Source organism: Paenibacillus sp. VCA1, from assembly GCF_031583795.1.
GTDB lineage: Bacteria > Bacillota > Bacilli > Paenibacillales > Paenibacillaceae > Paenibacillus_AQ > Paenibacillus_AQ albilobatus.
Genome location: NZ_JAVLSX010000001.1, coordinates 688,677 through 714,336 on the forward strand (window position 1 = coordinate 688,677; position 25,660 = coordinate 714,336).

Annotated in this window: 21 protein-coding genes and 1 rRNA gene; 15 read left to right on the plus strand and 7 right to left on the minus strand. The window is 55.4% G+C overall.

Going from position 1 to position 25,660, the window contains the following annotated elements:
- Positions 1–74: 74 nt before the first annotated feature.
- Positions 75–1,613, plus strand: a complete 1,539-nt coding sequence (locus RJP21_RS02975; RefSeq protein ID WP_310858032.1) for an MDR family MFS transporter — start codon at positions 75–77, stop codon at positions 1,611–1,613.
- 133 nt (positions 1,614–1,746) lie between these two features.
- Here RJP21_RS02975 and RJP21_RS02980 read toward each other — a convergent pair whose 3' ends face one another.
- Positions 1,747–2,214 carry a MarR family winged helix-turn-helix transcriptional regulator gene (locus RJP21_RS02980; RefSeq protein ID WP_310858033.1) on the minus strand — a complete coding sequence of 156 codons (468 nt, stop codon included), beginning with the start codon at positions 2,212–2,214 and terminating at the stop codon, positions 1,747–1,749.
- A 233-nt stretch (positions 2,215–2,447) separates the two neighbouring features.
- Here RJP21_RS02980 and RJP21_RS02985 point away from each other — a divergent pair, with 233 nt between their 5' ends.
- Together RJP21_RS02985 and RJP21_RS02990 are read left to right on the plus strand one after the other, a co-directional pair.
- On the plus strand, positions 2,448–3,167 hold the full coding sequence (locus RJP21_RS02985; RefSeq protein WP_310858034.1) for an ABC transporter ATP-binding protein: 720 nt from the start codon (positions 2,448–2,450) through the stop codon (positions 3,165–3,167).
- Positions 3,168–3,218: 51 nt separating this feature from the next.
- The gene (locus RJP21_RS02990; RefSeq protein WP_310858035.1) at positions 3,219–4,490 is read left to right on the plus strand and encodes an ABC transporter permease; all 1,272 of its coding nucleotides are present in this window, start codon (positions 3,219–3,221) and stop codon (positions 4,488–4,490) included.
- Positions 4,491–4,561: 71 nt separating this feature from the next.
- On the opposite strand, the gene RJP21_RS02995 is transcribed toward RJP21_RS02990, so the two are convergent.
- Positions 4,562–5,839 carry a BaiN/RdsA family NAD(P)/FAD-dependent oxidoreductase gene (locus tag RJP21_RS02995; RefSeq protein WP_310858036.1) on the minus strand — a complete coding sequence of 426 codons (1,278 nt, stop codon included), beginning with the start codon at positions 5,837–5,839 and terminating at the stop codon, positions 4,562–4,564.
- A gap of 361 nt (positions 5,840–6,200) precedes the next feature.
- On the opposite strand from RJP21_RS02995, the gene RJP21_RS03000 reads away from it, so the two are divergent.
- The 9 genes from RJP21_RS03000 to RJP21_RS03040 all read left to right on the plus strand — a co-directional run bounded on the left by RJP21_RS03000 (position 6,201) and on the right by RJP21_RS03040 (position 19,313).
- Positions 6,201–7,862 (plus strand): two-component system sensor histidine kinase NtrB, encoded by a 1,662-nt coding sequence (locus RJP21_RS03000; protein WP_310858037.1) that lies wholly within the window; start codon positions 6,201–6,203, stop codon positions 7,860–7,862.
- Positions 7,863–7,981: 119 nt separating this feature from the next.
- A complete protein-coding gene (locus tag RJP21_RS03005) occupies positions 7,982–8,416 on the plus strand; it encodes a BrxA/BrxB family bacilliredoxin (RefSeq protein ID WP_160038723.1) in 435 nt (144 codons plus the stop codon).
- A gap of 527 nt (positions 8,417–8,943) precedes the next feature.
- Positions 8,944–10,710, plus strand: coding sequence for a sensor histidine kinase (locus RJP21_RS03010; RefSeq protein ID WP_310858038.1), 1,767 nt, complete (start codon positions 8,944–8,946; stop codon positions 10,708–10,710).
- On the plus strand, positions 10,707–12,347 hold the full coding sequence (locus tag RJP21_RS03015) for a response regulator (protein ID WP_310858039.1): 1,641 nt from the start codon (positions 10,707–10,709) through the stop codon (positions 12,345–12,347). The genes RJP21_RS03010 and RJP21_RS03015 overlap by 4 nt, the downstream gene beginning before the upstream one ends.
- A 104-nt stretch (positions 12,348–12,451) precedes the next feature.
- Entirely contained in the window at positions 12,452–14,143 is a 1,692-nt protein-coding gene (locus RJP21_RS03020; RefSeq protein WP_310858040.1) for an extracellular solute-binding protein, read from the plus strand.
- 227 nt (positions 14,144–14,370) lie between these two features.
- Positions 14,371–15,267 carry an ABC transporter permease gene (locus tag RJP21_RS03025; protein WP_310858041.1) on the plus strand — a complete coding sequence of 299 codons (897 nt, stop codon included), beginning with the start codon at positions 14,371–14,373 and terminating at the stop codon, positions 15,265–15,267.
- Positions 15,268–15,285: 18 nt separating this feature from the next.
- Positions 15,286–16,164, plus strand: coding sequence for a carbohydrate ABC transporter permease (locus RJP21_RS03030; RefSeq protein WP_310858042.1), 879 nt, complete (start codon positions 15,286–15,288; stop codon positions 16,162–16,164).
- 12 nt (positions 16,165–16,176) lie between these two features.
- Complete coding sequence (locus tag RJP21_RS03035; RefSeq protein ID WP_310858043.1) at positions 16,177–17,217, plus strand: glycoside hydrolase family 53 protein; 1,041 nt, start codon at positions 16,177–16,179, stop codon at positions 17,215–17,217.
- Positions 17,218–17,237: 20 nt separating this feature from the next.
- Positions 17,238–19,313, plus strand: coding sequence for a beta-galactosidase (locus RJP21_RS03040; RefSeq protein WP_310858044.1), 2,076 nt, complete (start codon positions 17,238–17,240; stop codon positions 19,311–19,313).
- Between the two features lie 102 nt (positions 19,314–19,415).
- Here the strand turns inward: RJP21_RS03040 and RJP21_RS03045 are convergent, their stop codons facing one another.
- Positions 19,416–20,204, minus strand: coding sequence for a CPBP family intramembrane glutamic endopeptidase (locus tag RJP21_RS03045; RefSeq protein WP_310858045.1), 789 nt, complete (start codon positions 20,202–20,204; stop codon positions 19,416–19,418).
- Complete coding sequence (locus RJP21_RS03050) at positions 20,173–20,733, minus strand: PadR family transcriptional regulator (protein WP_310858046.1); 561 nt, start codon at positions 20,731–20,733, stop codon at positions 20,173–20,175. Before RJP21_RS03050 ends, RJP21_RS03045 begins: the two co-directional genes overlap by 32 nt.
- A gap of 198 nt (positions 20,734–20,931) precedes the next feature.
- Between RJP21_RS03050 and acpS the strand changes: the two genes are divergently transcribed.
- Both acpS and mutY read left to right on the plus strand, forming a co-directional pair.
- On the plus strand, positions 20,932–21,327 hold the full coding sequence (acpS, locus tag RJP21_RS03055) for a holo-ACP synthase (protein ID WP_036707416.1): 396 nt from the start codon (positions 20,932–20,934) through the stop codon (positions 21,325–21,327).
- Positions 21,328–21,368: 41 nt separating this feature from the next.
- Positions 21,369–22,541, plus strand: a complete 1,173-nt coding sequence (gene mutY / locus RJP21_RS03060; protein ID WP_310858047.1) for an A/G-specific adenine glycosylase — start codon at positions 21,369–21,371, stop codon at positions 22,539–22,541.
- 105 nt (positions 22,542–22,646) lie between these two features.
- Here mutY and rrf read toward each other — a convergent pair.
- Positions 22,647–22,763 (minus strand): 5S ribosomal RNA (gene rrf, locus RJP21_RS03065).
- 119 nt (positions 22,764–22,882) lie between these two features.
- Positions 22,883–23,749 (minus strand): ketopantoate reductase family protein, encoded by an 867-nt coding sequence (locus RJP21_RS03070; RefSeq protein ID WP_310858048.1) that lies wholly within the window; start codon positions 23,747–23,749, stop codon positions 22,883–22,885.
- A gap of 174 nt (positions 23,750–23,923) precedes the next feature.
- On the opposite strand from RJP21_RS03070, the gene RJP21_RS03075 reads away from it, so the two are divergent.
- Positions 23,924–24,472 (plus strand): TetR/AcrR family transcriptional regulator, encoded by a 549-nt coding sequence (locus RJP21_RS03075; protein ID WP_310858049.1) that lies wholly within the window; start codon positions 23,924–23,926, stop codon positions 24,470–24,472.
- Here the strand turns inward: RJP21_RS03075 and RJP21_RS03080 are convergent.
- Entirely contained in the window at positions 24,435–25,445 is a 1,011-nt protein-coding gene (locus RJP21_RS03080; RefSeq protein ID WP_310858050.1) for an NADP-dependent oxidoreductase, read from the minus strand. The two genes, RJP21_RS03075 and RJP21_RS03080, sit on opposite strands and share 38 nt — an antisense overlap.
- Positions 25,446–25,660 lie beyond the last annotated feature (215 nt).

The window sequence follows — 25,660 nt, forward strand, 5'->3', positions numbered from 1 at the left end:
CTGCGCGGCGCAGGGCGAACGGTGCGTAACCGGGCGCAGCGGTTCTTTTTCCTCGTCGTCCAGAAAGGAAACCCATGTCTGTTCAATCCGAAGTTCTACATTCCAAACGCCAGCTCATTCTGATCGGTATATTGGTATCGACGTTCCTGTCGGCGATTGAAGGGACGGTCACGGGGCCCGCAGGGCCCGCCATCATCAGCAGTTTCGGAGGCATGAAACTGCTGAGCTGGATATTTACGGCTTTTCTGCTGACGATGGCCGTGTCGACGCCGATTTTCGGCAAAGTCAGCGATCTGTACGGGCGCAAGCTGGTATTCCAGATCGGCTCGCTGCTGTTCGTGCTCGGCTCGCTGCTCTGCAGCTTTTCGCAAAACATGGAACAGCTCATCGCGTTCCGGGCGATCCAGGGGATCGGCGCCGGAGCCATCGTGCCGGTGACGTTTACCATTATCGGCGACGTGTACCGGATTGAGGAGCGTGCCAAAATCCAGGGGCTGATCAGCTCCGTATGGGGCATATCCTCGCTGATCGGGCCGCTCGTCGGCGGTTATTTCGTCGATTATTTGAATTGGCGCTGGATTTTCGGTTTTAACGTTCCGTTCGGCGTCGTTTCGATGTGGCTGATCGCCCGCTATTTCCATGAAAGCCGGGATAAGCGGGAGAAAACATCCGTCGATGTGGCGGGAGCGGCGTCATTTACGGTCGGCATGACCGCGCTCTTGTTTGCGCTTGCGACCGGCGGGCAATATTTCAGCTGGAGCTCGCCGCTGTTGATCGGATGTTTTGTTTTGGCGGCCGTTCTGCTCGTCATGTTTATTTTCATCGAAAACCGCGCGGCCGAGCCGATGCTGCCCTTGAAGCTGTTCCGCATCCGCGACATCTCGGTGTCCACGGTGGCGAGCATTCTGACCAGCGCCCTGCTGATCGGGTTAACGACCTATACGCCGCTTTGGATTCAGGGCGTGATGGGTAAAAACGCGACGCTGTCGGGCCTGACGATGGCCCCGATGTCGATCGGCTGGCTGTTCGGCTCGGTGTTCGGAAGCCGGCTGATCCTGACGGCAGGCTCGCGCAAGACAAGCGCCATCGGCCTGGCCGGCATCGTGATCGGCGCGGTCGGACTTGCCCTTATTAACGAATCCACCCCGCACTATGTGCTTTTGATTTTCACCTTCATTTACGGTTTGGGATTCGGGTACTCGACCACCGTGTTTACGATCATCGCCCAGTCTTCGGTCGGGTACTCGCTGCGGGGAGCGTCCACGGCGCTGAACACGTTCGTCCGTTCCTTGGGGCAGACGGTCGGCGTCGCCGTGTTCGGAACGTACATCAATCTGAGCATGGCCGGCCGGATTTCCCGTCAGCCGGGCCTCGAACATGTGAAACAAGAGGATATCAACCGGCTGCTGACGCCGGAAGGCAGCGCGGATATGCCGAAGGAATTGTGGAATCAGTTGAAGCATGTGCTGGAGGGCAGTCTCCATTCGCTGTACGTCGTCATGGGAGTCATCGCGGTAATCAGCCTGATTTCCGTTCTGGCGCTTCGGAACACGGTGCCGTCGCCGGAGGAGGAGCCCGAAACGGCAAAAGCCGGGGACAACCCCGGCGTATAAGGTAACTGCAGGAAAGGACACCCCCGGATGAAATTGACCGGTTCAAGGGGTGTCCTTTTTTTCATGAAGCACTTCGGGCAAAAAAAGAGGCCGACAGGGAGATGGCGTCCCGGTCAAGGCCTATGTATGCAGGTTATTTCTGGGATGAAGGCATAAGCCTTTCCGCCTGCGTCCCCATTTTTTTCAGCAGTCGGATCAGCTCGGATTTTTCTTCGTCATCGAGGCCGCTGAAAGCATGATGGATCCGGCTGCCGTATCTGGGGTACAGCTCGCTCATCAGAGCTTCGCCTTCCGGCGTCAGTTCGACGTAAATGACGCGGCGGTCGGTCGGGCAGGGTCTGCGATGAATGCAGCCGCGTTGTTCGAGCTTGTCGATGACATACGTGACGTTTCCGCTTTGGAGCAGCAGGCTTGAACCAATTTGCTGAATGGGATGCGCTCCCTTGCAATACAGCATTTCCATAACGGCAAAAGCCGTCGGGTGAAACCCTTCGGACTTGGCGCCGACGACGGCGTGCTCGCTTACGCTTTTGAAGCTTTTGGCGAACACCCGATACAGGTGCAATGATAGTTCGGTGTCCCGTTTTTGCGCGTGAATCATCCTCAATCCCGCCCTTTTGTTCGATATTTTGAAACATGTCCGCAGCCTGAATCGTATTGTATATATATCATAAACGTTCGGCCCGCCCGAAAAACATGCGATTTGTCACAATCCATCAGCTTTAAAACATTAAAATTTGCGGCAATGCGGGTACCGCCCGATTGACGTTTATTTGCAACACACCGTAGAATGCGCTAAAAGCCGGTGAGGCTTTTTGAAGGGAGAAGGTTGGCATGGAAACGGAACACGCGAAACAGCCGCTGCTGGACGTCGCCATTGAGGAAGCGGGATACGAGGAGGGCCATCCAAAGATCCGAAATATCGCCTTTCAGGTGTACGCCGGCGAGCTGCTGGGGCTGATCGGCCCGAACGGCGCGGGCAAAAGCACGACGATCAAAACGCTGCTCGGCCTGCTGAAATACGCGAAAACCGACGTCGCGTTTTTGGGCAGCGCGGGAAGATACGCATACATTCCGGAGCAGCCGGTGTTTCACGACGATTTGACGCTGTGGGAGCACATGGATTTGGCCGCGGCCGTTTACGGCCTCGATTACGAAAAGTTTTGCGGGGAAGCGGACAGGCTGCTGCGCCAGTTCGGCATGGAGGAAGTCAAGCATGATTTGCCTGGCGGCTTCTCCAAAGGCATGAAGCAGAAAATGATGCTGATGCTCGGATTTTTGAGCGAACCGGATGTGTACATTGTGGACGAGCCGTTTATCGGTCTGGATCCGCGCGCGACGAAGGATTTTTTGCGGCTGCTGGACGAGGAGCGCGCACGCGGCGCGGCGGTGCTGATGTCAACGCATGTACTCGATACGGCGGAGAGAATCTGCGACAGGTTCGTCATGATTTCCGGCGGCGCTACCGTTGCGGAAGGGACGTTGTCCGACATCCGGGAAACCGCCGGGCTTTCCGAAGCGTCGCTGTTCGACTGCTTCGACGCGCTGACATAACGCTTCGTTGTCCGGAAGGGCCGTCTCTTTCGGACAGAAAGGACCTGTACGATGATGACCAAGGAAAAAGAAGGATATCTATTCCCGGACCCCGCAAGCCTGTTCCGGCGAAGGCTCCGGAGCCATTGGAAGGAAACGGCGGCCGTCCTGCGGTCCGTCGCGGACGATTGGACGGTATTGTTGTATATTCTCGTTCCCGCGCTGCTGCTTGGCGGACGGCTGTATTACGGGTTATGGAAGGAACCGCTGCCGGATTGGGCGGGCATGCTTCCGTTTCCGCTGGTTCCCGTCCTGCTTTTGCTTATTGCCTCATTGGGAGGAATCCTGCTGCTGGTGCGGGAAGGGGACGTGTTGTTTTTGGTGCAGCGCAGGGAATGGCTGCGGGGAATCATGCTGCGGAGCGGTTTGTACAGCATGGCCGCGGCAGCCGTCAAAACGTCCTTTTGTTATCTTGTTTTTCTGCCTTTCCTGTTCAGGCGTTTTCATGCGGACGGCTTGGCTGCAGGAGGGCTGCTTGCTTCAACCGTCGCTTTTGAATGGGTGCTGATGTGGTCGCGGCATCTGATTAAGGTGCAGGCTAAGGGTGTGCGCAGGTGGCTGCTTTACGTTCCGTTCACCGTTTTGCCCGTCGCGGCTTATCTGGCTTTCGCGATCATCTTTTGGCAGCAGGGAGTCGTTCTTTGGATCGGGGCGCTCGTGATGGCGCTGATTAGCTTGCTGCTGCTGAAGTTCAGGCTCGGACTGCGCGGCACGTTTATGCATGACGTTCAAGAGGATCTGGTCAAACGCACCCGATTGACGGGTCTCTTGTTGAGCCATTCCGTGGATAAGCCGCGCCGCGTCCGCAGCAAAACATGGCTTTTCCGAAAGTCCCGGCCCGTGTTCCGTTCCCGGATGCCCGCCAAAAGAATCGCCGGCGCGATGGTCAAATCGCTTCTTCGCCATCCGGGCCATCGCTCTCTATATTTGCGTTTCGCCGGGGTCAGCACGCTGGTGCTCGTTTCTTTGCCGGTCAAGATACAGATCCTTGCGTTTCTGGCTCTTCATGCGCTTATCGCGTACTGGCTGTTTTTGCAATGGTCTGCATTTAGGGAGGACGCCTTCGTGTCCTTGCTTCCTTGGCCGGATGAACACGGCATGCAGGCCGGTTTGGCGGCGATGCAGGGGCTGCTGCTGCCTTATTCGGTCTGGGCTTCGGCGCTTGTCCTGTTTACCAGGCTGAATCCATGGCTCGCGGCGATCGGCTTCATACCGCTGGGCGCGGCGGTCAGCTGGGCGGTGCCTTATCTGATGCGCATGTTCCTGTTGAATAAGAAGATGTGAACGCACCAAAAAACCTCCCGCATCGCAAAAGCGAAACCCGGGAGGTTTTTGGCATCCTTAACTTTAAACGTTCAGCCGGAAGCGGGATGCGCTAGCTGCGCCGCATGCATTCCCGCGGTATAACCGGTGGAGAAGGCCGCCGTGATGTTATAGCCGCCGGTGTAGCCGTGGATGTCGAGAATTTCCCCGCAGAAAAAAAGTCCCTCCGTCAGCTTGGATTCCATCGTTTTCGGATTAATTTCCTTCAGGTTGACCCCGCCGCCGGTGACAAATGCCTCTTCGATCGATTTGGTGCCGGTCACCTTGATGACAAACTTCTTTAATATATCGATAAAAGCCGACCACTGCTGCTTCGGCAGATGGGCGAAGGTCGCGTCGCCGTCCAGTCCGGCCTTGTTCATGAGCAGCGGAAGCATGCGGTCGGGAATTTGCGCTTTCAGCACGTTTTTGATCGCTTTTTTCGGTTCGGTTTCAAGCTTGTCCCGCAGCATCCGGTCCAACTCGCCGGCGGGCAGGTCAGGGAAAAGATCGACCGCCATGTCGACCTCGTTGACTTTGAATTTGTTTTTCACCTGCCGGATGAACTGGCTGCAGCGCAAGGCGATGGGACCCGAAAGGCCGAAGTGGGTGAAAATCATGTCCCCGCGGTGCCCGATCTGCTTTTTCCCCTTGGGTGTCCATACCGACAATTCGACGTCGCGAAGCGACAATCCCTGCAGCTCCCGGGAGGCAATCCAGCTTTCGCGCGACACGATGGGAACTTCCGTAGGATAGAGCTCGGTAATGGTGTGCCCGGCGGCTTCCGCCCAAGGATAACCGTCGCCCGTCGAGCCGGTATGCGGCACCGATTTGCCGCCGGTCGCGACAATGACTGCGTGTGCCCGGCGGATATCGCCCGTGGCGAGTTTTACCCCCGACACGCGGCCCTCCGAATAAAGGACTTCCGATACGGGAGTGTCGGTTTGAATGTCGACGCCCAATCGGCGGACTTCGCCGATCAGCGTGTTGACGACGCTTGCCGCCTTGTCGGAAACCGGGAACATCCTTCCGTTGTCCTCTTCCTTCAGGGCGATCCCCAGCCCTTCGAAAAACGCCATAATGTCGCGGTTGTTAAAGTGCTGGAATGCGCTGTATAAAAAGCGGCCGTTGCCCGGGATATGGGCGATCAGATCCTCGGTTTCCTTGGCATTCGTCACGTTGCAACGCCCTCCTCCGGAAATCCCCAGTTTGCGCCCAAGCTTGGCGCCCTTGTCGAGCAGCAGCACGGATGCGCCAAACTTTGCGGCCGCAACGGCGGCCATCAGCCCGGCCGATCCGCCCCCGATGACGATGACATCATATTGCTTCAAATCGTTCTCTCCTTTGTTCTCAAAACCTGATGAATCTTTGTTTTTAATTGCACCTTTATAGGATATTTCAGGGTATATTGTAATATAGTGTAGCCTATGTTTTAATCTACATGTACATTGCTTTTCGAAGCAGCGCACCGTCTCCAGAAAAGCGCGATTTTATGCGTTTTTTCATACATAAACCTCATGATTTTCGCAGCGTTCTGATTTATACTTTACTAAACCAATAAAATTTGTCGTCATTTGTCGCAAAAACCGAATAACGCCCGTGTCCTCAAGTGAATGGATTGTATACGCCACCCCGAAGGGAGGATGGATTGCGATTATCTATGCGCTGAAAAACATTATAACACAGGTGCTCATGGCGGGGTCTTTCGCGTTTTTGTTTCCGCTGAGCTTGGACAAATACGTCCGTCTGCTCGGCAGGAAGAAGAGACTGCGGGCCGCCGGGTTCGAAGTCGTTATCATCATATCCAGTGCGCTCAGCATTATCATGTGTTCTTTTTTCTCTTCTTCGTTGTTTCATCTGATCCCCTTGAATTTGGGCATTTTACCCCTGTTTATCGGCATGTTGTACGGGGGATACAAAAGCGGCCTTCCTCTGGCCGGGCTGTATTTGCTCTGCGATTACTTTTCAAACGAAAACTGGTCTTATTCGGGTGCGATCCTGCATACGGGGTTGTTATTCTATCCGCTGCTGGTTTGGATGTCCCCCAGATTCCGGATGGGAACCCTTAACGACAAAATTAACAAGTTGTGGGTGTGCCTCCTGCCCGCGATGCTTCTGCTTACGTCGTCCCCGATTATCGAAGACCCGAACCTCAGCTTCTCCGATGCGGGTCCGCTTCTGATGTTGTTGTTTTACATACTGATCACCGTCTTTGCCGGCGCGGCCTTGATCTATATGATCGAATTCGCGCTAGAGAAGCTGCTCCTGACCGAACAAATCAAAGGCATCTCGGAGAAATACCTTCGGGAGGAAGAAAAACTTCAGCAGGTGATGGACGTGGCGCCGCTATGCATGGTGTCGGTCGATACCGAAGGGCGGGTCACCAGCGTAAACGAAATGATGATGGGGCTGTTCAAAAGCCGGTCGCCGGAGCTGACCAAAAACGATATTTTGGGGCAGCCGCTCAGCGCGTTTGTCGACATGGACGAGGAGGATTATATCAAAAGCCGGATTGCCCAAGCCTTAAACGGAGTTAAAATGGACAACGAGCTGATCCGGATCGGATCGCAGATCCACTATACGAGCACCTCGCCGCTCACGAACAGCTATACCGGCGAGATTCTCGGAGCCGTTCTCGTCATCCAGGACATTACGGAGCTGGAGCGGCTGCGGACCGAGCTGGTGAATGTGGAAAGGCTCAGCCTGGTCGGGCAGATGGCGGCCAGCATTACGCATGAAATCCGGAATCCGATGGCGGTGGTGCGGGGTTTTTTACAGCTCATGAAGGAAAAAAGCCCCGATTCGCTTGATCATTATTACCGGATCGTCATGGAGGAGCTGGACCGGGCGAACGGCATTATCAACGACTTTTTGTCGCTTGCCCAAAACCGGATTGCCGAAAAAGAGCAGTGGCATCTCCATCAGATCATCAACGATCTGAGCCCGCTGCTGTGGGCGGACGCGAATCTGCGGGGGCAAACGATCGAGCTGCTGCTGGACGAGCAAGTGCCGAAGCTACACCTGAATGCCAAGGAGATCAAGCAGGTGCTTTTGAATCTGGCCCGGAACGGGATGGAGGCGATGGACGAAAAAGGGAAGCTGACCATCCAAACCCGGTTCAGGGAAACGGACAACACGGTGGAGCTGATCGTCAAGGATACCGGTGTGGGCATGTCCAAAAGCCGCCAGGAGCGGCTGTTCGAGCCGTTTTTTACGACGAAGGCCAAAGGGACGGGGCTTGGACTTGCCCTTTGCCTGAGCATCGTGGAGCGGCATGGCGGCAAAATCGCGGTGGAATCGGAAGAAGGGAAAGGAACGACGTTCATCATCTCGCTTCCGGCTGCCGAATCCTAGCCCGAAAAGAAGGGGTTGGGGGTAACCGTACCGCGCTTTATCTTGATTTCGGACCTTGGGAAGGTATAATAGTATTGAACACAGTCTGATATTTTGCGGATCGAGGAGTGATTAAAGAAATGTCGATGTCTTTTGACAGATATATGAGAGATATGATTCAACCGATGAGAGACGAGCTGACCAGCCTTGGCATTAAAGAGCTCAGAACTCCGGAAGAAGTGGAGACGCATTTGCCGGACGCGCCGGGCACGACGCTGGTCGTTGTCAACTCGGTATGCGGATGCGCGGCGGGACAATGCCGTCCGGGCGTAGCCCTGGCGCTGCAAAACGAGCTGGTGCCCGACAATCTGTACACGGTGTTTGCCGGACAAGACAAGGAAGCTACGGCCAAGGCCAGAGAATATTTTGCGCCGTATCCGCCGTCTTCGCCTTCCATCGCGCTGTTGAAGGATGGGGAGCTTGTCCATTTCATCGAGCGCCATCAGATCGAAGACCGTTCGGCTCAAGAAATCGCCGAAGATTTAATTGAAGCTTTTGACCGCGTGTGCCGTTAATCGGCCGCGCGTTCCATTCGCCCCGGTTCATCGGCGTCAGCCGATCACGGGGCTTTCGTTTTTGATGCGGGCGTTTCGCGGCGCCGGAATACATGCCGATTCGAACGAATGCGCACGTCATTGTATTTTGGAAGTGAGTTGCCCGACGGTAAATTATGGGAGCGTTATGGTTAGGACAGGCCGCAGTTGCGGCTTGTCTTTTTTGCGCAGACATGGGATGCGGGGCACGGGCCGAAAGTTGCAAAAAGTGCGGAAATGTTGCGGTTGTATCCTTTTTCCCTTCCGGGGAAGCCCATTACAATAAAATCAGGAAAAAGCTGGCCGTTTAGCACTTAATGAAAGTGCTTTCAATACGAAACGCGCCGGCGGTTCTTTTTTGCGTTTTTTTCAGACCGGGGGCCTTTCTTTAACGGACTCTACTAGAGTTTGCCGGTTTACAGTATAATGATGGTTGCTTTTTATGATTTCGGGATGCGCTCCGCAAACGAATCATTGGATAAAACATTGACGTAAGGTGTGATTGATCCGTGCCCAGACATACGTTGTTCCGCAAAATGATCCTTCTGCTCGTCGTGATGCTCGTCCCGATCGTGGGGCTTTACTATTATTCCAACCGGACGAGCACGGAAGTGCTGGGGACGGAGCTGAACCAATCGAACGCAAACCAGCTGAATTTTTTTCAGACGCAGGTCAACACGAACATCGACCTGTTTTCCCTTTGGCCGAACCTGCTGATTCAGGATCCCGACATTTTCGGGTTTAAGGACATTTTTTTAAGCAGCGAATATTTTAACCTCGATATCATTAACCTGGTGAAACGGATCCAGACGAAGCTCAATATTCAGGAAAGCTCCTCGAACTGGAAAACGAAGCTTTACATATTCTCGCCGTCGCTTGGAAGGGTGGTCTCCGATAACGATGTGGACGACTATGACAACGATGACCTCAAGAAGCGGATGAAGCCGGGCTGGCAGGTGAAAAAAATGGGACAGGGCGATGAAGCTTATTACGTGTTTTCGTTGTTTACGGCCTATCCTTATTCCTCGTTCAATCATCCGGAGGACGCCAACCTGATCATTGAGCTTCAGTTCGAAAGCGGCAACATCCAGGATATGCTCGATAAATTCAAAAGCGACGGACGAAGGGATCCCGTATACTTCAAGCCGGGTCTCGGCGTCATTTACAACCGTTCGGCCGACAAGCCGCTGACGGATTCGATTTTGCGCCAGCTGCAGAAGGAGCCGCTGCAGGATGCGGAGAACCGGACGCTCGAGCTGAACGGGCAGACCTACCTGGTCAATGTCGCCGCTTCGGCCACGACGGGCTGGTATCTGGTCGACTATATGCCGCTGCAGGATATCGTGGCGCCGATCGAGCAATCGAACCGCCTGTTTTACTTTTCGGTAGGCCTCACGCTTTTGTTGGGGTGCCTGGCGGCATACATGCTGTATGCCCAGGTGCAGGTTCCGGTGAAAAAGCTGGTCGTCGCTTTCAAAAAACTTCAGCACGAGGATTACTCCATCCGCCTGCAGGCCAAAGGGAACAACGAATTCGGATTCGTGTTCGAGCGCTTTAACTCCATGGTGGAGCAAATCCAGGAGCTGTTCGAAAACGTGTACATGGAACGGATTCATGCCAGGGAGGCGAGGCTGAAGCAGCTGCAGTCGCAGATCAACCCGCATTTTTTCTACAACTGCTTTTCCTTCATCTCGAGCATGGCGAAGCTGGGGAACATGAAGGCGGTCGTGGCGATGTCGCAAAACCTGTCAAGCTATTACCGGTACACGACCCGGCAGGAGCGGGAGGTCGTCCCGCTTGCGGAGGAGCTGGCTTTCGTCCGCAATTATTTGGAGATTCAGAAGATGCGCAAGCCGCAGCTTGATTTTTCGATCGACGTGCCGGAAACGATGCGGCATTGGGAACTGCCCCTGCTGGTGGTTCAGCCCCTTGTGGAAAACGCGGTGCTCCACGGCATCGAACCCCGGTCCGGCGGGGGATGCGTTCGGATCGCGGGCGAAATCGGAGCAAACGAGATGCGGATATGGGTCGAGGACGGGGGCAAAGGCATGAGCGGTCCGGAAATGGAGGAACTGCGCCGATCCTTGTCCCGGCCGATGAATGAAGAGACGGGTTGCGGTCTTTGGAACGTGCGGCAGCGCATGCTGATCCGTTACGGCGAAGACGCGGGCCTCAGGTTTATGCCGTCCGCGTTGGGCGGAGTCAAAGCGGAGCTTTATTGGCCCGCCGGGCAGCAAACAGAACCGGCAGTCACGCAAAGGGGAGAACGTTCATGATCGAAATTCTGCTGGTGGATGATGAATCCTATGTTACCGAAAGCATTAAAGCCACGATTCCTTGGAGCGATCTCGGGGTGGAGAAGGTATATCAGGCCGATTCCGCGGAAGCGGCTTTGGCGGTCCTCCGCGAGCAATCCATTGATATCGTCGTGTCGGATATCCGCATGCCCGAGACCGACGGATTGGAATTGATCGAGCGGATTCTACGGGAATGGCCGCATATCCGCTGCATGGTGCTTACGGGGTATTCGGATTTTGACTATGCGAAAAAGGCGCTGCGGCTGCAGGCGTTCGATTATATCCTCAAGCCGGTCGACGACGAGGAGTTTATCCGGAGCCTTTCGAGCGCGATCGAAGCGTTAAAGGACGAATGGGAGGCGGCCGAGAGATACCATAAGCTGGTCTATACGATCAAATCGGATTCCGCCGTGCTGAAAGCCAGCCTGATGCATGACCTGGTGTTAGGGCGGACGTGGTCGCAGCGGACGGTGGCGGACAAGCTGGCCCAATACGAAATCCGCATTCCGGTGGACGAGCACGCGGTGCTGCTGATGATGCAGCTCGGCGAGCAATTTGCGCATTACGACCATCATTCCATGTCGCTGATGGAGTACGCGGTCGGCAATATCGCCGAAGAGGTGTTTGCCGAATCTTTTGCGGTCTGGGCCTGCAAAGCCCCGCATGACGGGCTTGTCATGCTGGCGTCGCTTCAGCCTTCTCTCCGGGAAAGCATCGAGCGGCTGCCGGACTTCGAAGCGCAGCGAAGAAGGAGGCTGCACGAGCTGGCCGAAAGCTTCCGCGGGCAGGTGAGCCGTTATTTGAAAGGCGACATCCGGATCGTTATTTCGGACTGGTTCCGGTTCCCGGACGGGATCGCCCAGGCTTACCGGGCGGGCCTCGGCAGCATCATGATGTCCGGCGGCGATGAAGCGGGAGCCGTTATGTATTTGGAGGATCTGCAGGCCGGGCATGTCCATCCGGTCCAATCCATCGAATCGCTGTACAAACCGCCGACGCTGATCCACCTGCTGGAATCGAAGCAATGGGACTCCGCGCAGAGCAAGGTGGACGAAGTGTTTGAAGATTTGCGGAACACGAACTATTCGCGGGAGCACCTGTACGAGGTGTATCTGCTGATGACCAATGCGTTTATGTACATGGCCCACAAGCAGGGGCAGTTTGCATATCAGATCGACCAGTCGGGATTTGACCTGATGCATGACCAAAGCATGATCCTGTCGCTCGACAAGCTGAAAGGATGGGCCGGCGCCATGCTGGAGAAGCTGCGGACGGAGCTGTCGGCGAGCGACCGGTATGCAAGGAGCTACATCATTCATCAGGTGCAGGAGCTGATCTCCAAGGATCTGGGGCAGGATACGTCCGTAAAGACGATCGCCGACAAGGTCTTTTTGCACCCGGTCTATTTGTCCAAAATCTATAAGGCGGAAACGGGTGAGAGCCTGGGGGACTATATTATCCGCATGCGAATGGAACGGGCGCTGTACCTGCTCAAAAAAACGAACAAAAAAATCTACGAGATCACCGCGGAGCTTGGATACCAGAACCCGCAATATTTCAGCAAAATGTTCAAAAAACATTACGGCCTCAACCCGAACGAGTTCAGGGATCAGTAACAGGTTGCAAAAGGTGCAGAAATGTTCGAAGAATGACATGGGACACCGGACCTTGCGCTTCTATAATGGAACATGTAGCAAGATATATATCAAGGGGGAGCGACATGAAGGCTTATACAAAAAAGGCTTTGACGCTGGCTTCCAGCCTCGTGCTGGTCAGCGCGCTGTTCGCCGGATGTTCGGGTTCCAAGGGCGGAGAGGCTGCCGATCCGGCGCAGAATCCGCCGGCCGCATCCGGAAATGAAAACGCTTATAAAGACAAATACGATCCGCCGGTCACCATCACCACCGTATGGGGCGTGGATCCGGAGCTCAAGTTCAAAAACGGGGAATCGATCGAAAACAACGTAGCCACCAAATGGGCCAAGGATACGCTCGGCATTGACATCAAATCGCTTTGGTCCGTGACCGACACGAACAACGCTTTTGCGACCAAGCTTCGCCTCGCGATGTCCTCCGGCCAGGAAATGCCGGACGTGGTGACGATCGGCGACGCGCAGCTGGCGCAGGACCTGATCGATTCGGGCATGTTCCGGGAGGCGGGGTCGCTGTTCGACGAGTATGCGTCGGACACCTGGAAGAAAGCGATGGAACAAGATTCCAATGTATGGAATCCGTATATCCGCGACGGCAAAAAAATGGGCATCCCGGTGCTCGATTATGCATACAACCACGACTATTTGATGTGGATTCGGAAGGACTGGCTCGACAAGCTCGGCCTGCCCGCTCCGAAAACGATCGATGAGCTGGAAAAGGTCATGGACGCTTTCAAGAACAATAACCCGGACGGCCTGAAGCCGGATGAGGTCATCCCGCTCAGCATCGGGTTCAAAACGACGATGAATACATGGATGGGCGACCCTTCCTGGATTTTCGGCGCCTATGGCACCATTCCGCAGCAGTGGAACAAAGGCCAGGACGGCAAGCTGGAGTACGGCTCAATTAACCCGGCCATGAAGCCGGGGCTGCAGAAACTGAACGAATGGTTCAACAAAGGGTATATTCCGAAGGAAGCCGCGCTTTGGGACGAAAACAAAACCTCGGAACCGGCGGTTGCAGGCAAGGCGGGGATGATTCCGGGGCCATACTGGATGAGCGGCTGGCCGCTCTCCGACACGGTGAAAAACGTAAAAACGGCGGTATGGGAGCCGATTCCTTTGCCGACCGGTCCGGACGGCAAGGCCGGGCGGCACGGTACGCTGTTTACCAACGGCGTGACGCTGATCAACAAAAACATGAAGCATCCGGAAGCGTTTTTTACTTACCAAAACTACATGTATGACAATCTCGCCGATTCCAAGCCGGGCGGCGTATTCGAAAACGGCTTGTTCAAAGGATACGACTACGATTTCGACGCGAGCGGTAAAGCGCTGCGGTACGACCAAATTCCGGGCGGTTACGTCAACAGCCTGCGCTATCTGCTCGTGCGGGACGGCGCGCGGATTCCGGACGCCCAAATGAAGGCGCTCCTGAACCTGGCGGACGGCAAGGAAGCGGCAACCCGCCTGGAAAAAGAAGTGAAGCTCAACTACGGCCTCGAAACGCCGGCGGCCGCCAAGGTGCTGATGTCCCAGGAAGGCATCGCCTATCCGAACATGTACACCGGCCCGACGACGGCGACGATGAAATCCAAGCTGGATTATCTCAACAAAATCGAAAACCAGACCTTTAACGAAATCATCTACGGCAAGCAGGGCGTGGATGCGTTCGACAAGTTCGTCGAGACGTGGAAAGCTTCAGGCGGCGATCAAATGACGAATGAAGTGAACGACTGGTATTCCAAGCTGGGCAAATAGACCGGCGAGGGCAAACGAACGGCATGCGGAAGCATGCCGTTTTTCTTATTTTTGGCGGAGATTCGTCCGGCTTACGGATCAACGTTCGTCCGTCAAGGAAGGTGTTCCGCAACTGGTTGCAATAGTGCCATTTATGTTGGTTTTATGGGCTACAGACGGCTTCGGCCGCCTTGCTATAATGTCGGTACCTAGAAGAAGAAAGAGCAATCATGAGGGGGAAAACGCGCATGAACCGTTTGAAAAAAACCTGGCCGCTGCACGCGATGGTGCTGCCGGCGCTGGTGCTTCTCATTATTTTCAGCTATGTGCCGATGGCGGGGATCGTCATGGCCTTTCAAAATTTCAAGCCTTGGCTCGGCTTCGCCCATTCCGAATGGGTCGGGCTGGACAACTTCCGGGCCTTGTTCGCGAGGCAGGACAGCATCGAGGTTATTTGGAACACGCTGATCATTTCAGCGTTCAAAATCGTCCTGAATCTGGTGGCGCCGTTTACGTTCGCGCTGCTGCTCAACGAGGTGAGAAGGGCGTTTTTCAAACGTTTCGTCCAGACGCTCGTCTATTTGCCGCATTTTCTGTCCTGGGTTATCCTCGGCGGCATTTTGCTGGACTTCCTGTCCACGGACGGCGGCTTCCTGAACCGGATTTTAAGCTCCTGGTTCGGCATTCAGCCGATCTTTTTCCTCGGCGACAACAACTGGTTCCGCTTTACCGTGATCGTTTCGGACGTTTGGAAGGAATTCGGCTTCGGGACGATCGTTTTTCTGGCGGCGCTGGCGAACGTCAACCCGTCCCTCTATGAGGCTGCCGAAGTGGACGGCGCGTCCCGCTGGAAGCAGACGCTGCATATTACCATCCCGTCGATGCTGCCGATCGCGGTCGTTGTCGGCACGCTGGCCCTCGGCAACATTTTGAACGCGGGCTTCGACCAGATTTTCAACCTGTACAACCCGCTCGTATATCAAAAAGGGGACATCATCGACACCTTCGTGTACCGCACGGCGATTTTGAACGGGGAGATGGGGCTCGGAACGGCGATCGGATTGTTCAAGTCCGTCATTTCGATGGTCCTGATCCTGATCTCGTACCGATTGGCGTATAAGCTGGCGAACTACCGGATTTTCTAAGAGGGGGACATAAAAAGGATGTATCATAAAACCGCATCATACCGCTTGTTTACGATTTTCAACACGATCCTGCTGCTGTTCCTGTCGCTCGCGTGCATCATCCCGCTGCTGCATGTGCTGGCGGTTTCGTTCAGCGCCAAGTCGGCGGCGGACGCCAACCTGGTCGGCCTCTGGCCGGTTCAATTTTCGACCGAAGCCTATAAAAAAACGATCGACAATCCGATCTTTTTGCATTCCATCTGGGTATCCGTCAAGCGGACGGTCATCGGGACCGGCTTGACGCTGCTGCTTGCTTTCCTGGCGGCTTATCCGCTGTCCAAGGAATCGCGCGTGTTTAAGGCGAGAACCGCGTATTCGTGGATCTTCGTGTTCACGATGATTTTCAGCGGGGGGCTGGTGCCTTTTTATATCGTCATCCAAAAGCTTCATCTGATCAATTCCTTTTGGGTGCTGGTGCTGCCGGGAGCCGTCAACGTCTATCTGACGATTCTGCTGCTGAACTTTTTCCGGGGCATCCCGAAGGAGCTGGAGGAAGCGGCTTTTATCGACGGGGCCGGACATTTCCGCACGCTTTTTTCGATTTACCTTCCGGTTTCGCTTCCGTCCATCGCGACGCTCGCCTTGTTCAGCATGGTGTTCCATTGGAATTCCTGGTTCGACGGGCTGCTCTACCTGAACAATTCCAAGTCGTTTCCGCTGGCCACCTTTCTGCAGACGGTCATTGTGCAGAAGGACATGAGCTCGATGAGCATCGACCCGAAGGAAGTGGCGCTGCTGTCGCAAAAAACGGTCAACGCCGCCCAGATTTTCATCGGTGCGCTGCCGGTGCTGCTCGTTTATCCGTTTCTGCAGAAATATTTCGTCAAGGGCCTGGTTTTGGGCTCGGTTAAAGAATAAGGGGGGCCGGGCATGGAACCGAAGTGGATCAAGGGCATGGACGTGTCCTTTCTCGACGAAATCGAGCAGGGAGGGGGCGTGTTCCATGACGGAGACGAAAGCGCCGATGCGCTGAGCGTCCTCCGAAATGGCGGCGTTCATTCGATCCGGCTGCGGATCTGGAACGACCCGCCCGGAGAATATTGCAATCTGGAACGGACCCTTTTGATGGCCAAAAGAGTCAAGTCGCTCGGAATGCATCTTTTGCTCGACTTCCATTATTCGGACCGCTGGGCCGACCCGGCGAACCAATGGAAACCTGCAGCATGGTCGGATCTGCAAGGCAGCGGCCTGGAGCAGGCGGTTTACGACTACACGTACGAGGTGCTCGCGGTACTCCGCGCGGGGGGCGCGCTGCCTGACATGGTGCAGATCGGGAATGAAATCACGAACGGCATGTTATGGCCGGACGGCAGGATCGGGACCGGGGAGGACCCTGGTGCGGCCGATGGACAGTGGGCCCGGCTTTGCGGCTTGTTAAAAGCCGGCGTGGCTGCCGTCCGGGATACGGACGAATCCGTCCGGGTCATGCTGCATATCGACCGGGGCGGCGATCCGGAAGGAAGCCGGTCGTTTTTTGACCGGATCGAAGCGGCGGGGATTGACTACGACATCATCGGTTTGTCTTATTACCCGTGGTGGCATGGCCCGTTGGAACAGCTAAGCCGCAATCTGGACGAGCTGTCGGCGCGGTACGGCCGGGATCTGATTGTCGTGGAAACGGCCTATCCGTGGACCTTTTGCGCCAAGGAGGGATTTCCGCTCATCGTAGAGAATGCTGAGGCATTGCCCGCCGCGTATCCGGCCACGCCGGAGGGGCAGGAGGCGTACATGAAGGAGTTCGCGGACGTGATTCGCCGGACGAAGTGCGGCCGCGGGATCGGGTTTTATTATTGGGAGCCGTGCTGGATCCCGTCGCAGAGGGAGTGGTCGGTCGGCCACGCGAACAATTGGAGCAATCTCACGTTGTTCGATCACGACGGTTATCCGCTGCCCGCGTTGTACATTCCATAACAGAAAAGAGGTATTTATTCATGATAAAATCCTATCCGCCCATCAGCCCGAAAATTGCCGGGTTTATGCACGGGGCCGACTATAATCCGGACCAATGGCAGCATGCACCGGAAGTGCTTGAGGAAGATATCCGGCTGATGAATCTGGCGAAATGCAACGTGATGGCCGTCGGCATTTTTGCCTGGGCCGCTCTGGAACCCGAAGAGGGGACGTTTACGTTCGAATGGCTGGACCGGGTGCTGGACCGGTTTGCCGCGAACGGAATCTACGCGTGGCTTGCAACGCCAAGCGGCGCAAGGCCGGCGTGGATGTCGCAGCGGTATCCCGAGGTGCTGCGGGTTTCCGAGAACGGCGTGCGCAATTTGCATGGAGGACGGCATAACCACTGCTACACTTCGCCGGTCTACCGGGAGAAAACCCGCATCATCAACACGAAGCTGGCGGAGCGGTACGCCAACCATCCGGCCGTGGTCGGCTGGCATATCTCTAACGAATACGGCGGAGAATGCCACTGCGATTATTGCCAGGATGCGTTCCGCGAATGGCTGAAGAAGCGCTACGGCACGCTTGAAGCGTTGAACCGCGCCTGGTGGACGGCGTTCTGGAGCCATACGTACACGGACTGGTCCCAAATCGAATCTCCCGCCCCGCACGGGGAGAAGATGGTTCACGGGCATAATTTGGACTGGAAACGGTTCGTCACGGATCAAACGGCGGATTTTTGCAGGGCCGAAATCGCCCCGCTCAAGGCGATCCGTCCGGATTTGCCGGTTACGACCAACATGATGGACTGGTTCGAGGGCCTGGATTACCGCAAGTTTGCCGACATGCTGGACGTCATCTCCTGGGACGCATACCCGACCTGGCATGATACGCAGGAGCCGGGCAAACTTGCCGCCTGGTTCTCGTTCAACCATGATCTTTTCCGTTCGTTGAAGGGCGGGCGGCCGTTCATGCTGATGGAAAGCACGCCGAGCCTGACGAACTGGCAGCCGGTCAGCAAGCTGAAACGGCCGGGCATGCACCTGTTGTCGTCGCTGCAGGCGGTGGCGCACGGTTCGGACACCGTGCAGTATTTCCAGTGGCGGAAAAGCCGCGGTTCGAGCGAGAAATTTCACGGAGCGGTCGTGGACCATGTCGGTCACGAGCATACGCGCGTATTTCAGGACGTGGCCGGGCTGGGCGGATTGCTGGAAACGATCGCCGAGGTGACCGGCTCCGGCGTTCCGGCGGAGACCGCGATCATCGCCGACTGGGACAACCGCTGGGCCGTGAAGGACGCGCAAGGACCGCTGAACCGGGGCGTCGACTACGAAAACACGGTGATGCAGCACTACCGGGCGTTGTGGAATATGGGCGTACCGGTGGACGTCATCGGCTCCGAAGACGATTTTTCCAGGTATAAACTGATCGTGGCACCGATGATGTATCTGTGCACGGAGAAGGCCGGCGCCGCCCTGGAGGCGTTTGTCGCCGGAGGAGGCACGCTTGTCGCGACGTATTGGTCCGGGATCGTCGATGAAAGCGACCTGTGCCACTTGGGCGGATTCCCGGGACCGCTGCGGAAAGTGCTCGGCATCTGGTCCGAGGAAATCGACGGCTTGCATGAAAGCGAGCGGAACGCGATGGTTTGCCTGACAGGCAATGCCTTAGGGCTGAACGGATCGTACGAGCTGTACGACCTGTGCGATTTGATCCATCCGGAAGGGGCCCAGGTGCTTGCTGAATACGGCGCCGATTTTTATGCGGGCCGTCCGGCCTTGACGGTTCATGCGTACGGGGAAGGCAAAGCGTATTATGTGGCATCCCGGGCGAAGGAACCGTTTTATGCCGACTTTTATGCCCGGCTGATCCGGGAAGCGGGAATTCGCAAGGCGATCGAGACCGAGCTTCCCGAAGGGGTCACGGCGCAGCTGAGATCGGACGGCAGCACGGACTACGTGTTCGTTCTGAACTTCAGCGGCCGGAAGGCGCAGGTCAATCTGGACTCGGAGGCATATACCGACGTTCTGAGCGGAGACGCCGTGCAAGGCGGAATCGAGCTGGACGTTCACGGCGTCCGGATATTGAAAAGGAAGACGGGAAATTTGCTTTAGGGATGAAAGGCGGGGCCGTCCATGGCTCCGCTTTTTGCATGCCCGATGGGGATGCGGCAGCCTGGCATAAGCCGGCGGCGAATACGCCGCCAAAGTTTTCGTTTATGGCGCCACTCGTTCGAACGAACCCGAAATACGGGCTGCGCCTTTTTCTTTGTTGAGGCTGAGGATCAGCCACAAGCAGTGAAGAAGCAGGATCGCGAGGACGACATAATCCATTACGGAAACCGACCGGCCGTCAGGGCCGAGAAATTGGATCAGGTTATGGATGAAATGATAGAAAATCAGTGGAAGGATGTTTTTGTTCTTGACGATGAGCAGGGCTAGGGCAGCGCCCGTCAGCAGGGCGTAAACAAGCTGAACCACCGTGTCTTCGGCGCTTTGGCCCGACAGCATGTTCAGCACATGCGTGACGGAGAACAGCAGGCTTGAGGTGATGACAGCGGCGGCAATGCTTTTTTTGCGCAGCATAATATGCAGGATCAGGCCCCGGTACACCGTTTCCTCCACGAAACCGACCAGCAGGGTGAAAAGGACGAAAAACAGAGCCTCGCGGACCGAAACGGTTCTAAACCCGTTCAAAGCGATGCATCCCAGCACCAGGACAAGCGGGAGGTAGTAGATCCAATTTTGTCCCGGAATGGCGTTTAACGGCAGGAAGCCGTAACGACGCCAGCTTTTTTTCCATGTCAGGCCGATCAGTAAGACGATCGAAATCGGTATAAACGCGATCAGCACGGGCGCGGTGTAGCTCAACTTCTGAACGGTGGCGTAGGCTCCGGCGGCGAACATGGCTGCAAGGAGCAGCAGTTCGATCAGGACGACGCTGAGGATGGGGCGTTTTTCTGAAAAAGGGACGTTAAGGTTGACCGGTTTTACCGTTGTTTTCATGGCTCGATTCCTCTCCTTTAAGCAATTGATCCACGTAATCTTTTAACATAAGAAAAAAATGCCTTCCGTACGACAGCACCGAAACCCTGAAGTAATGCTTCTGCGGGTCGGGAATTTCCGCAAGCTCCCCGGCCACGATCTCTTCGACGGCCTGCAAGCGGCCGATCTCCCGGTTCAAATTGTAACGGCATTCATGGAGGCGGAGCCTGCGGGTTTCATCGTCCAAATAATCATAGAAAAAGACTCTCAGCAAAAATTCGTTCCGGTCCAGCGTGAGCGGCTCTTTGAGCCATTGCATGAAGCGGCTGCGTCCCTCGGGAAGAAGGGAATATATCTTTTTGTTTTTGCTGCTGCCTTCTTCTTCCGTGACGGAAACCCATTCTTTTTCGGACATGCGCTTCAACGCCGGATACAGGCTGCCGTAGCTTGCTTTGTAAAACATGCCGACGGACAGGTCGATGGTTTTCTTCATTTCATACCCGCTCATGTCTCCCTCCATCAATAATCCCAAAATAATGTATTCGATCAATGCCGTTCACCTCTAATGTATCAATTCGATGTATCGATTTGATATAAATATAACGGATGAGCAATTGCATCGTCAAGGACATTTTTTACAAAAATTTCCGCACCCGTTCCGTTGGAAATATGGCCTGCACGGACTCGCATCACGGGAGGTCTCCTGCTACAATAGGACTTGTATGTCACGGAAGGAAGGTGTGGTCCATTGATTCACGGAATCGGGCATGACGTGCTGGAAATCAAGCGGCTTGCTCTTCTGTTAAGCGGACAGCTCGGATTCAGGTTCATGGAACGGGTGCTGACGGAAAAGGAACGGGAGGAAGCCAGAAAAAGAGGCGGGAAGCTCACGGAGTTCGTCGCCGGGCGTTTTGCCGCCAAAGAGGCGATTTCCAAAGCCTTCGGCTGCGGCATCGGCAGTAAAATCGGCTTTGGCGACATCGAAATTTTGCCGGATTCCAGCGGGAAACCCGTGGCCGCCCTGAGCCGGGGAGCATGGGAGCGCCTGAATCTTCCGGGCGAGCCGGAGTATACGATCCATTTGACAATATCCCACCAAACCGAGCTGGCTTCGGCGTTTGCGGTGGTCGAAAAAAGATTGTAAAGCATGAGGGAGAAGAAAGCGGAAGGATTTGAAGCGGCTGTATGAACGAATCGGAACGGAAAAGTTTTTTCAGCGGGCATCTGCTGGAATGGTACATGGAAAATAAACGGGATTTGCCGTGGCGCCGCCACCGGGATCCTTATTATATTTGGGTATCGGAAATCATGCTGCAGCAGACGCGCGTTGATACGGTGATCCCTTATTTCAACAGGTTTATCGAAAGGTTTCCGACCGTCGAGGCTTTGGCGGACGCACCGGAGCAGGACGTGCTGAAATGCTGGGAGGGCCTTGGGTATTATTCGCGCGCACGAAATCTTCAGGCGGCGGCCAAGCAGGTAAAAGACCTGCACGGCGGACGGGTGCCGGATGACAGGGCGGCGGTGTTTGCGCTTAAAGGCGTCGGCCCGTATACGGCGGGGGCGATCCTCAGCATCGCCTTCAACAAGCCGGAGCCGGCGGTGGACGGCAACGTGATGCGTGTGCTGTCGCGTTACTTTTTGATTGAAGAAGACATTATGAAAGCTGGCACGAGGTCGCTGATGGAAGGGCTGGTTACCGAATTGATCCCCGAGGGACGGGCTTCGGATTTCAACCAGGCGCTGATGGAGCTTGGCGCGCTCGTATGTACGCCGAAATCGCCGCACTGCCTGACTTGTCCGGTCATGGAGCATTGCGCCGCACGGATCGAGGGAGCGGAGGAATCGCTGCCGGTGAAGACCAAAGCGAAACCCCCGCGTCCGGAGTACCGGATGGTGGCTTTGGTCGAAGGAGCGGGGCAGCATGCGGGCAAGGTACTGATCCGTCAGCGTCCGCAGGAAGGGTTGCTCGCCCGCATGTGGGAGCTGCCGCATGTGCAGGTTCCGCAAAGCCGCAAGGGCCGGCTCCCGGACGAGCCGGCCATGGATATTGTGGCGGACATGCTGGCGGAAGAAGGAATCTATGCACGGCCGGAAGGGTTCATGATGGATGCCGAGCATACGTTCAGCCATATTCATTGGAACCTTCAGGTGTATCGCTGCCGCGAAGAGGATTTGCTTTCCGTGGCCGTGGCCGAATCCGGAGAGGCTTACGCGCCTGATGCTGATCTTGACGCTGACGCTGGCGCGCAACGCCCGCAGTACCGCTGGATCAGCGAAGAAGAGATGGAGCTGTACGCGTTTCCGAACGTGTTCCTGAGAATCCTCAGGGAGCATTTTAAGGGGAAGCGGCCTTAAGTCGAATTGTGGAAGTGCGGGGTTTAATCATAACGAAAGAACGAGGTTGCATCGCATTGCACACAACAACAAGCACTGCCGAATTGTCGGCAGTGCTTGTTCGTTGCTTGGCGGCGTTCTACTCTCCCGGGACCTTTCGGCTCAAGTACCATTGGCACTGGAAGGCTTAACAGTCGTGTTCGGGATGGTACGCGCGGAACCCCCTCCACCATAACTACCAAGCAAGCGTCTTGCCGGCTGCAGCTTTTATTGTTTTGAACTATCGTATCCCGTTAGTTTCCTGCTGCCTTTTTTAGCCTTACATTATTCGTTATTTTCAGGGTAGTTTAATCCGCTATCTCCTACTGGACCCTCGCATAAACTCCTATCTGTTCAGCCAACCGCTCGAGCTCGGCCCTCGCCGCAGGTGAGGGGCCGTCGAGTTGTGCGGCCGTCTGGCTTCGCAGGAAACGCCGCAGCATGGCCAATAGCAGCCCTTCCGGCAGAGTCTGCAACGCAACGAACCCGCGAGGAACGAGCGGCGTTGGCAATGCGGCCATATTCTGCCGCATGAGGCGGATCATGCCGCGGATCGTGTCCGGATCGTTGGCCAGTGCTACCGGGCCGCCCGCCGCGTTCACCGCTTGCAAGAGTGGCACCTCGAACGCGGCGTGCGTCTTAAGCCAGGCATCCATCTGCGGCTCAGCCTTGGCGTTGATCCCGGCGGTGCGGAACTCCCGCACGATCCGTTCCAGTCGCGGGGTGGCATGGCCATCGGGTTCGCCGATCGGGGTCGGGAACAGGCGGGTTATGATGTTGGTCGCGCGGTAGCGGACCACGTCGCCGTCCATCGTGCCGGCTGCGGTGGGGAAGCCGAGCAGCACTCGCTCGTGACCAATCACCGCGCCCAGCGGTTCCGCGCCGGCCGCCCAGTTGAGCATGAACAGCACGTCGCCTTCGACGCCAGTGAGCGTCTCCAGCACCGCTTCCACCTGATGGGTACGGACGAAGACGGCGATCAGGTCGTACCTGCCGGTAGGGTGCTCGACCACTGGCACCGGTACCCGCCTTACTGCCGGGCTGCCTCCCTCGGCCAGTTGCACGCCGTGCCGGCGCAGAGCGTTCAGTCGCTCGCCCCGGGCGAGAAGGGAGACGTCGTGCCCGGCCTCATGCATGCGGGCGGAGAATAGGCTGCCTAGAACCCCGGCGCCGTACACTAGCAGTTTCATATGACTACCCTCTTTCGCACGTTCGTTTCAGCGGCTATTTTCATTCTTATTCTCCTTACATTTTGATTATAAGACAACGTGTTGTATGATAAATAATACGAATTTGTTTTAAATTCAACAACCAACAAATGTATTTGATTTGTCGGATCATAAGTTGCTGGAAAGGGGCAGGCGATGAAAAAGCAGCCTGAAATAACGGAAAAAACAAAGCAATCATTTATCAGCGTTTTTTGCGAACTTTATTGCCAAAAACCGGTAGAGAAAATCACGGTACAGGAAATCGCAAACAAGTCCGGATATAACCGAAGTACCTTTTATCAGTATTTTTCCGATGTTTACGATTTACTTAGCTTCGTCGAAAACGATGTATTGGATTTTATCCGGGAGAAATTGATAAACACAGAGCAAGTTGACGCAAAACCACGGGATTTACTTTTACTTTTTGAGGAAAAAGGGGAATATCTAAATGCTTTATTAGGTGATTACGGTAATATCCGCTTTATAGAAAAGTTGAAAGGCGAATTTTTTTCTGATGAACAGAAATATTGTTTCCCTAAAGATAGTTTAGTGACGCCCTATTTATTAGAGTTTCACCTTTCAACTTCGTTTTCACTGCTTCGTCTTTGGCAGCGCAGGCAAAAAGATTTGCCCCCAGATGAACTAGTTGGTTTGATAGATATGCTATTTACTTCGGGAATATCGTCTGTTGTAAAGAACAGTTAGCATGCTTGCTTTTTGCTTTTTTGGAAGAGTTCACCCGACTACCATGGAGATGCTGATTGAAAGATGACAGGATGATCTTTCCACGGCCATGACCGCTTTCGATCTCTCGATGAGCTTCTTGGGCCCGGTGAAGCGGAAGGACGTTTCGGATATGGATGTCCACCTTGCCTTGGGTATAAAGATCGACAAGCTCTGCCAGCCTCTCCTTGCTGCGTTGGCCGGCAAGCTGCCGGATGCCGAGCTGCCGGGCGAGATCGCCCGGCAGCATCGACACGATCCGGCTTCTGTTGCGGACAAGATCGACGGTCATTCGCAGGACGTCGTCCCCTCCGGCCGCATGCAACGCAGCATCGACGCCGCCTGGGGCGGCAGCGCGCAAGCGCTCCGCCAGCCCTTCACCGTAGCGGACCGGAATGGCCCCAAGCCGGCGGAGGTAATCATGATTCGCTTCGCTCGCCGTGCCGATAACCGTCTTCGCTCCCCATGCAAAAGCAAGCTGTACGGAAAAGGTCCCTAGCCCGCCCGCCGCGCCATGGATCAGTACCGTATCCTCCCTCTGAATTCCAAGGGCTTGCAAAGCCATATGCGCTCCCTGACCGTTCCCCGAAAATCCGCCTGCCGTCTCCCAAGGCATAAAACTTGGTTTGCGCACGATTTGTTCGGGGCTGACGACCACATACTCGGCGTAACCGCCGAATGTCGTAAAGCCGAGTACTTCGTCGCCGGAATCAAAGCCACTCACGCCTTCCCCTACCTGATCTATGATGCCGGCGAACTCATTGCCGGGAATGATCGGGAAAGGGCGGGAACGCGCAGCCGGAATGTTCCCCTCACGAGCCCAACAATCGAACGGCATAACCCCCGCCGCTCTAACGCGGACTCTAATGAAGCCGGGACCTGCCGCAGGAAGTGGAAGTTCGGCCAGCTCTAATACTTCGGGCGAACCAAAATGATTGAAAACAACGGCCTTCATGCCGTTCACTCCTTTATTTCAAATATGATGACGAATAGCTTCAGTAATGCTTGCGAATCCCCTCCCGAAATGAAGCTAAGCAATCCCCTCCCTGTATGTTCACAAGCGTTTGCCGGAACGCCGCATTGATTTTCCTTTGAATCCCATTTTATAATCAACATGTGATAATCGAAAATATATATCTAGTTATAACATTTATATACTCGAGTATATGA